Origin of the sequence: Streptomyces sp. SID3343 (assembly GCF_009865215.1) — a bacterium.
Lineage (GTDB): Bacteria > Actinomycetota > Actinomycetes > Streptomycetales > Streptomycetaceae > Embleya.
The window spans coordinates 1-7,518 of the sequence record NZ_WWJX01000383.1; the positions used below are offsets into that span (position 1 = coordinate 1).

Below are 7,518 nucleotides of genomic sequence, written 5' to 3' on the forward strand. Positions count from 1 at the left end.
CGGTGCGGTGGTGGGGGTCGGCCATGACGACTCCTCGGCGGCGGTGTTTCTCCTTGGGCACAGCAGAACAGCTCCGGCACCCGGAATCGCCGATTCGGCGGCCGGCCAATCCCGGCGTCCAGAGCTTGCGTCGGGTAGGGGTACGTGGGCTGGTCGTAGGTTGTTGTGCGTGCCGACGGCCCTGACGGTCGTCGTACGCGCGTCCGACGCGGGCATGTACTCGGTGGCACCGGCGCCGAAGAGCCGAGGCGAGCTGCCTGTGCTCCTCGAAGGAGTCGAAGTCAGAGGCGACCGGACCGTGTGCCGCCGACGCGAGTGACGTCCGGAAGACGCAACGGCACGTCCGAGGCCCGATCGGCCGTCGAAGGCGTCGGTTGTCACCTCGTGCCGCGCCCGCCGGCTTCCCGTGCGTCCGCGAGAACGACCCTGCCGGGCCGAGGTCCGGGCGGTCATCGTGACAGGGCCGGCGTCGTGATTGCTCCCAAGCGACGCACACCGAACATGGTGACCTGACGCACCAGTAGGACTCCCGCTGCTGCCGCGGTCGTCGACCAGGACGGCGGTGCGGCCGGGCGCAGCAGGCCGGCGGACGAGGAGATCCAAGAGGACGGTGAGCGCGCACACCCGGTTGCGGGTGGCGGCGAACGCCGTACCGGCGCACACCAGGGCGGAACGCGTGACGGCGAGGGCCGCTTGGTGCACGAGCGTGGTCATGCGCTGCCTCGGGCGACGGTCGGCGTCTTCGTGAAGACCTCGGGTGTGCGTTCGCGCAGGCCCAGGACGAGGAAGCGGACGAAGGCGATCAGCGCGCCGGCGAAGATGACGCACGCCCCGGTGGTCTCCACCAGGCTCACCAGCAGGTCCACGACGGAGCGCAGGTCCGATTCGGGCAACACCCCGACAGCGATGATCACCACCCGCTTCTACCCCGCCCACGTGGCCGGACAGCGCAGTCCTACTCCGTCTGCGCCACATGTGCACTCCCGAGCGTCGGCGTCCGCGCGTCGCCGCGGCCGGGCGCCTTGGGGGACTGCGGCGGCCTGCGCAATCGGCCGGGACGGCCGCGCCCGGCGGAACTTCCTGTCGACAGACCCTCGCCCTTCTCCGGCACGCCGCGCCGAAGCCTTCAGGGCGGAGGACATCGCCCTGCCAGGGGAGGCCGTCGGGTCGGTCGTCCCGCAGGCGGCGCCACGCAGTCGACCCGAGACCGGCGCGGCGGGTCGAGGGCCGTCGGCGGCTGCCGTCTCCTGACGCGGGTCGTCAGGGGATCTGGTCCGGGAAGGTGTGCGTCGGTGCCGGCGACGGACGCTTTCGGGATGTCGGAGGAGACTGGCGGCGATGTCGGGCCAGGAGTCGCCCAGGGCCCTGTCATGGGCGACGGCGGCGTGGACGAAGGCGTCGGCGAGCATCGCCACCTCGGCCATGCGGGTGCAGAACCCTTCTTTCCGGAGAGACCGCGGACGCCCGGGCGACGGCTCGGAGCAGGAGTTCCGCGGTGTCGCGGGGTCTTTTCGGGGTACCAGACGGGTTCGTACATGTTCGGGAGGGGACCGATGGCGCCGATGTCGACGTAGCGGTAACGGGAAGGTATGTGCGGGCCTCTCTGAACACGAACAGGAAACAAGCGGCTCGACGAGTCGCGGTCGGTGCCCGGCCCCGCGCGAAGGGCGGGGCGGGGCCCGTTCGCACGGAGCCGGCCACCGACACACGCGACGCGGTCAGACGGTGAGGTCGGTGGGCTTGGCGGCCATGTCGACGGGCAGGAAATCCTGCGGCACCGGATACTCCCCGAGCACCAAGTGCAGGATCGCCACGTGCATCGCCTCGACCGGCGCGATGGTGGCCGCGGGGGAGATACCGGCGGGGGAGGTCACGTCGAACTGCGCGAACAGACAGGTCTGCGCCGCCTGATCCTCCAACTGCAACGCCGGCTTTGCGACACCGGGGACGTCGGTGACCCGTCCCGGTGCGTCGGTGACCGCGGCCTGGCTCTTGAGCGGCACGTTGGTGATCGCGGGCTTGCCCGCGCCGGTCAGGACCGCGTTCCACGCCTTCGCGTGATCGGCGTGTTGGGCCATCGCGGTCTGCACGAACGTGGCCACCGCCTGCGGCACCGGTCCCAGCTTGCCGGCCGTCGCCGCGCTCGACGCGGCCTGGTAGGCGCCGACCACCTGGTTCTCCAACGCGCCGGGTTGCCCTGGGAGTCGGCGGCAGGTCGACGAGTCAGCCGTTCAGCCGGGGTGCACGCAGGAACTGCCGGATCATGAACCGATCCCGCCGGCGGCGGCGACCAGGTCGACAACCACCCACGTGGTGAGGTCGTTCATGGAATGCATCACCGAAGCGACCAGGAACAAGAGGGTCCAGATCGCCGCCTTCACCAAGCGTTGTTTTTCCTTTTTGCCACGAGTGGGCATTCCAGCCTCCGGAGGGAAACAATCTGGTGCGTCATGGGAGTCGGGGACCGGTCCGCGACCCCCCCATTGCGAACATCGGACGACGAGGCCGTGAAAGCCTCGAATGCGGTTTTTACCGAGGGGTCTCGTGCGAAGTCGGTACTGCCGTTGGGGGCCTGAGATACTTCGCCCCGTTGATGACTGTTGTCACGGCTGACTTCTGCTCGAGACCCTTGGCAGGAAGAGTGATGCTCACAGTCGGGTGAGGCCGTTGCCGATCCTCCGGTCCGTCGACGGTTGTCGAAAGACCGGAGGTGTGTCGTCGTCTGCCTAGCCTATGGGCTTGGTGGGGATCGTCATCGGACTCAGGAAAACAGCCGGTGCTGACGCCCGGCTGATCCTGGGCCGATGTACCCGGCCGGCAGTCGAGATGCTCGGTGACGCGCTCCGAGCGGGTGTCCCGCACCGGCCGGGACCGCACGCGTGGACCGCGAAGCTCGCGCGGATTTATTACCCCCGAGGTAGTCGACCAGGCTTTCGCTCCGCCGGCACGCTTGGACTCACGGGCGGCGGACGGGTCGGGACCGCGAAGATTTATTACTTCCGAGGTTAATCGACCGGCCTCTCGCCCCGCCGGCAGGCTCGAGCGGTCGGGGCGCCGTCAGCCCCACCCCACCGCATCCCCGGACCTTTGCTCCGGGTGACCATAGCCTGAGGAGATCACGTGAGCGGCATCGAAGAAATCGTGGAAAAGTACGTCGCGACCTGGGCGGAGCCGGATGCCGAAATCCGCCGCAAGACCATCGCCGAGCTGTGGGCGATCGACTGTGTCTACAGCAACACCGCCACGGTATTTCGCGGCCGCGAAGGCATCGAGGAGGCGGTGACGGAAGCGTACGACCACTTCGTCCCGCAGGGTTTCGGTTTCAGGGTGGCCAAAATCGACGTCACCCAGGAGGTCGTGCGCTATCAGTGGGAAGTATTTCCGGTCGCCGGCGGTGAGGCGACGATGAAGGGCACTCAGGTGGTCATCATCGACGCGGACGGTCGGATGGCGCGCGATCACCAATTCGTCGACATGGCCCCGTCCGACTGACCACAGCCCGATCTCGGTCGCTCCGCACCGTCCCCTCGTGGAATCAGGATACGAGCGCCGGCGAATTCCGGTGGAGCCCGATGGGTCGCCCCACGGGCTCTACCGGAGCACCTGTGGGGTTTTGTCTCGAGGTCCGGGAATCGCCGGGCGGATTTACCGAGCCGTTTCCGGCGGATATCTCTGCCCGCACCGAGATCCTGGACTTCTTCGCGGGGCCGTGCAGGAAGTAATGACGACCCATCGATCGGGAGTCCGACAATGTCGACTGATGCAGACATCCGCCCCGCCCCGCCCCGCCCGGCGCGGAACACGCGGCAGCGCCGGAAACGGACAGGCGTGCCCTGATCCGCATGCTCATCGTGGTATCCGGCATGTTCATGATCACGTTGGACTTCTTCGCGGTCAACGTCGCCATCCCGTCCACCCGCGCCGACCTGCACGCCGGCGCCGCGGCCATCGAGTTCATCGTCTCCGGCTTCAGCCTCGCCTACGCGGCCTGCATGCTCACGGCCGGACGACTCGGTGACCTGTACGGCAGGCGCCGACTGTTCGGCGTGGGCATGGTGCTGTTCACGCCGGCCTCGCCGGCCGCCGGCCTTGCTCCCACCTCGGGAGTACTGATCGCCGCGCGGGTGGTGCAAGGCGTCGGCGCGGCCATGATGACCCCGCAGATGCCGGCGATCCTGAACACCTCGTTCACCGGTGCCCAACGGGTGCGCGCGTTCACCGCTTTCGCCCTGTCGATGGGAATCGGCGCGACGTTTGGCCAGTTCATCGGCGGGGTGCTGATCCACCTGGACATCGCCGGCCTCGGCCGGCGCACCATCTTCCTGATCAACGTGCCCCATCAGCGTGGCATCGGTCCTCATGATGCGCAGTTACATCCCGGAGTCCCGTGGCACCGGCCGACAGGGGTTGGACCTGATCGGCTCGCTGTCGGGCTCGTTCGGTCTCCTCGCGATCGTCTTTCCCCTGATCGAAGGTCGGGAACAGGGCCGGCCGGCGTGGTCGTGGGTGTGCCTGGCCGCCTCGATCCCGCTCCTGTCCGGGTTCGCCGGGCGTCAACATCGGCTGGAGAAGACCGACCGAGCGCCGCTGATCTCGCTCAGCCTGTTCCGCGAGCGGGCCTTCTCCGTCGGCGTCCTGATCATCCTGGGCTTCTTCGCGGCGATGGCCTCCTTCATGCTGGTGCTCGCCCTGTACCTCCAGGACGGCCACGGCCTGTCCCCCCTGACCTCCGGCGTCGTCTTCGCCGCTCTCGGCATCGGCTATGTCCCGGCCGCCTTCGCTGCGCCCAAACTGGCGGTTCGTCTGGGCAAGCACGTACTTACCCTCGGCGCACTGGTGGTGGCGGCCGGATACGCCCTGCTGATCGTCGCGGTGACCGCGATCGACGTCTCCGGACCCTCGGTGTGGGTGATGCCCGGACTGTGCGTCGCCGGTATCGGCATGGCCCTGTTCTGCAACCCCGTGACGCCGACCGTGCTCGCCGGGGTCGCCCCCGGCCACGCCGCCGCCGCTGCGGGAGTGCTCTCCACCGCGCAAGAATGCGGCAACGCGCTCGGCGTCTCCGCGATCGGCGTGGTGTTCTTCGGTGTCCTCGACCACGGGGAATCGATCGCCTACGCACACGCCTTCGAATGGAGCGTCGCGGTGCTCGCCGGCTTCACGCTCGTCGTTGCCGGCCTCGCCCAACTTCTGCCCGGACCCGCTCCCCAGCGGAGCTGACCGGCTCGGCCCGGTGGGCGCCGCGACGATTCCCACCCACCGGGCCGAGCCGCCGCGCCGACATTCGAGGCTTTCTTTCTCGTCCTGAGTTCTTTCTCATCCCCGAGGAGATCCGATGACCGACACAGAGGCTGCCCTCCCGACCTGGCTGATGCCCCGCACCTGCCCCTGCTTCCCCCCGACCGACATTCCGAATTGCGCTCGGAATCGCCCAGGCAGGTCCGTCTCGACGACGGCACGGCCGCTTGGGTCGTATGCCGCTACGCGAATAGGCGGGCGGCCATGCTGAACCCCGCGCTCAGTGTCGACATCACCCTGCCGGGATTTCCGCTGCGGCTGCCGCTGCCGCCCGATCCGCTGCCGCATTCGTTCCTGCGGCTGGGCCCGCACGAGCATACGCGGGTGCGACGCATGGTGATGCCGGAGTTCGACAATGCGGCGGTGGACGCGTATCGCCCGCTCGTGCGTGAACTCGTACAAGGACTCCTCGACGAGTTGGAGGCAAAACCGCCCCCGGTGGACCTGCTGCTCGCCTTCGCCTTTCCGATACCGGCATTGATGATCGCCCGAATACTCGGGATGCCGGAGCGCGACCTGGACGCGTTCCAGGAGCAGAGCCTCGCATTGACGTTGTCTCTCGAAAACTCGTGTGAACGTGCCGTCAGGGACGGTGCGTTGACGGACAATGAAGCCAGGCGGGGCAGTTGATCGCCCCCCGAGAGGACGGACGTGAGGAACAGGTGACGGTGACCACGACCACGCGGCAATCGCAGCCGATCGGCGACCTGCTGCGGCAGTGGCGCAAGCGTCGCTTGCTGAGCCAGCTCGAGCTGGCCACTCAGGCGGAGATATCCGCACGCCACCTCAGCTTCATCGAGAACGGCCGCTCGGAGCCCAGTCGCGACATCGTGTTGCGACTCGCCGAGGCCCTCGGGCTCGAACTCCGGGAACGAAACCCACTTCTGCTGGCGGCCGGCTACGCCCCCGTTTACCACGAAACCAGCCTCGAGGCGCCGCACATGGGCGCGATCCGGGCGATGTTGCGCCAAGTACTGGCCGCGCACGAACCCTTCCCGGCCGTTGTCCTCGACCGATACTGGAACCGCGTCGAGGCCAACGAACCCGCCATGCTGTTCCGCGTCGGTGTGTCCGAGGAACTGCTCAAGGAACCGGTCAACCTGCTGCGGGTGAGCCTGCACCCCGACGGCATGGCCCCGCGGATCGCCAATCTCGGTGAGTGGCGTGCCCATCTGCTCAGCCGGCTGCGCCAGCAGGTCACGACGACCGCCGATCCCGAGATCATCAAGCTGTACGACGAGCTCAGCGGCTATCCCTGCGACCAGCCGGAACCCAAGATCGACCTTCCCGGTCCGGGAGACATCGCCATCCCCCTGCGCCTCCACCACCAGGGGCGGGTGTTGACCTTCTTCAGCACGATGGCCACCTTCGGCACGCCGTTGGACATCACCGTCGCCGAACTGGCGATCGAATCCTTCTTCCCGGCCGACCCTGAAACGACGGAGGCCCTGCGCACCACCAAGTGGTGACACCACGCGAGAACGGCCCAGCCGACCAGCCGCCGTCCCCGGAGACGGGTGTGCCGCTTCGCCACGCCCGAGCGGTCGGGCCAGGAGGCCGCCCACCCCCAGTGTCCGACCGAAACGTCATCGAACGGACAGTCGGCCGTAGCCGGGGACGAAGGGTCAGGAGCGGGGGCGGGACGAAGGCTCACGAGCGCGGGCGGGACGAAGGGTCGGGAGCGGGGACGGGGACGACCGACCGGGCCGCTGAGCGCTCTTCCCCTGGTTCATCTGCACGGTCTTGGTGTTCGTCTCCTCGGCCGTCGTCGCCTCGTCCTCTTTCTCCTTCTGTGAGTCCGCGATCGTGTGCAGGTGTTGAGTGCGAACGAGCTTTTGGGCGTGGTGTTTTCGGGTCTGGCGCCGCTGGTGGTCGAGGAGATCGCGGGCGACGGCGAGGTCATCCGGGTGCCGGCTCGGGCTCCCGGGGTCCAGGTGGATTGCCCGGGTTGCGGCGGTCGGACGGGCCGTGGGCACACCTTCCACGAACGCACGGTGACGGCAGCCCTGGCCTCCCTGCTGCTGCGACAGGTCCGCGAGCAGCCGGCCGGGTGGGGGACCGGCCTGATCGAAACCGCCCGCGACGCGGGCGCCGGCTGGGCCGAGCTCGCCTCCCCTCTGGGCGTCGCCGCCGCCAGGCCGCCGAGTGCCGCTACCTGCGCGGCCGCCCCGGCCCGGCCGGGACCACTGGCGAGCAGCGCGTGACGGCCACCCGCCAGGC

The 7,518-nt window shown here is 68.6% G+C and carries 8 protein-coding genes and 1 pseudogene; 5 read left to right on the plus strand and 4 right to left on the minus strand.

Translation table 11 applies throughout. The annotated features are described in order from the left end of the window. Positions 1-710 precede the first annotated feature (710 nt). The 3 genes from GT354_RS12950 to GT354_RS12960 all read right to left on the minus strand — a co-directional run bounded on the left by GT354_RS12950 (position 711) and on the right by GT354_RS12960 (position 2,417). Complete coding sequence (locus GT354_RS12950) at positions 711-914, minus strand: hypothetical protein (protein WP_161356452.1); 204 nt, start codon at positions 912-914, stop codon at positions 711-713. Positions 915-1,718: 804 nt separating this feature from the next. Then, positions 1,719-2,183 (minus strand): ferritin-like domain-containing protein, encoded by a 465-nt coding sequence (locus tag GT354_RS12955; protein ID WP_161356453.1) that lies wholly within the window; start codon positions 2,181-2,183, stop codon positions 1,719-1,721. 78 nt (positions 2,184-2,261) lie between these two features. Beyond that, a complete protein-coding gene (locus GT354_RS12960; protein WP_161356454.1) occupies positions 2,262-2,417 on the minus strand; it encodes a hypothetical protein in 156 nt (51 codons plus the stop codon). Positions 2,418-3,120: 703 nt separating this feature from the next. On the opposite strand from GT354_RS12960, the gene GT354_RS12965 reads away from it, so the two are divergent. After that, on the plus strand, positions 3,121-3,492 hold the full coding sequence (locus GT354_RS12965) for a nuclear transport factor 2 family protein (RefSeq protein WP_161356455.1): 372 nt from the start codon (positions 3,121-3,123) through the stop codon (positions 3,490-3,492). A 487-nt stretch (positions 3,493-3,979) separates the two neighbouring features. Here GT354_RS12965 and GT354_RS53880 read toward each other — a convergent pair whose 3' ends face one another. Beyond that, positions 3,980-4,219, minus strand: coding sequence for a hypothetical protein (locus GT354_RS53880; RefSeq protein WP_237534704.1), 240 nt, complete (start codon positions 4,217-4,219; stop codon positions 3,980-3,982). Between the two features lie 125 nt (positions 4,220-4,344). On the opposite strand from GT354_RS53880, the gene GT354_RS53885 reads away from it, so the two are divergent. From GT354_RS53885 to GT354_RS12985, 4 genes and pseudogenes are all read left to right on the plus strand, one after another. Further along, complete coding sequence (locus GT354_RS53885; RefSeq protein ID WP_346012005.1) at positions 4,345-5,220, plus strand: MFS transporter; 876 nt, start codon at positions 4,345-4,347, stop codon at positions 5,218-5,220. A gap of 282 nt (positions 5,221-5,502) precedes the next feature. Continuing rightward, complete coding sequence (locus GT354_RS12975; protein ID WP_161356456.1) at positions 5,503-5,928, plus strand: hypothetical protein; 426 nt, start codon at positions 5,503-5,505, stop codon at positions 5,926-5,928. Between the two features lie 38 nt (positions 5,929-5,966). After that, positions 5,967-6,767, plus strand: a complete 801-nt coding sequence (locus GT354_RS12980; protein ID WP_346012006.1) for a helix-turn-helix transcriptional regulator — start codon at positions 5,967-5,969, stop codon at positions 6,765-6,767. A 534-nt stretch (positions 6,768-7,301) separates the two neighbouring features. Beyond that, a pseudogene (locus GT354_RS12985) lies at positions 7,302-7,518 on the plus strand (type III effector protein); the annotation flags it as partial.